This is a genomic window from Escherichia sp. KCJ4928, from assembly GCF_004352695.1.
Classification (GTDB): domain Bacteria; phylum Pseudomonadota; class Gammaproteobacteria; order Enterobacterales; family Enterobacteriaceae; genus ECMA0423.
In genome coordinates this window covers 1-842 of the sequence record NZ_SJWV01000478.1, presented here as the reverse complement: position 1 = coordinate 842, position 842 = coordinate 1, and the positions used below count along the sequence as shown (strand labels likewise).

The 842-nt window shown below is 37.5% G+C and carries 1 protein-coding gene and 1 pseudogene; one reads left to right on the top strand and one right to left on the bottom strand.

Annotated elements, in window-relative coordinates; translation table 11 throughout:
* Positions 1–642, bottom strand: a pseudogene (locus tag E0D98_RS24955) (ISAs1-like element ISEc26 family transposase); the annotation flags it as partial.
* A gap of 80 nt (positions 643–722) precedes the next feature.
* Here E0D98_RS24955 and E0D98_RS28235 point away from each other — a divergent pair.
* The coding region (locus tag E0D98_RS28235; RefSeq protein ID WP_240723776.1) for a hypothetical protein at positions 723–842 on the top strand (120 nt) is incomplete at its 3' end.

Genomic DNA, 842 nt, shown 5'->3' with positions numbered 1-842 from the left:
CACATTTACAGGAAATTTTTCCTCGAATGCATGATGTAATTTCCCCTGATTGCCTTTTACTGCCAGAAGATAATCTGCTTTTTTATCTTTGATCTTCGAAGCGATATCTTTCTGACAGCCCATAGCATCAATGGTTATCAAATTTTTCTTTAAATACAGTAGGTTAAGCAACTCTGAAATGGCTGTAATCTCATTACTTTTGGCTTCCGTTTTCACCTGCCCCAGTACAACACCATTTTCGTTCGAGAATGCACTCACCATATGGATTGCTCCTTTTCTTTTTCCCTTATCAAAGGAGCCTCTTATGGTCTTTCCATCTATTGCTATAATTTCACCATCAGTGATTTCATGGCACTCCTGCATCCATTCAATAAACATCTTTTCAAAGGCCAAACTGTCAATGTTACTCACAACGCGTGCAATGGTGTCATCGACCGGAATGCCATTATCAAAATCACCATATTTCTTTAGCCATTCAAGTCTTTCATGTCCAAAATCTTCAATTTCCTGCCACTCATCGGCACCTGCAATTACTGCACATACGGTGAGAAACAAAATAGCAGATAATTTATGTTTAACCTTTCCTTGTTGTCGTATATCAGGGATCACTGAAATATAATCAAGCAAACTTTGAATACTCACCTGGGTCCTTTTTTATCTTTTTAGTTATTCCAAAGGTTAAATTTTGATCACCTGTAGGCGTTAAAGCCAAGATGAAAATCGTGATTTACATCACAATTTTCATGATCTTGCCCTGCCCCGTCCCTTGCTCTCATGTCTTTCTGTATGTATTTTATATTTTTCTCTTTCTGGTGTTGTTCATTATGACCATTTACCAATCC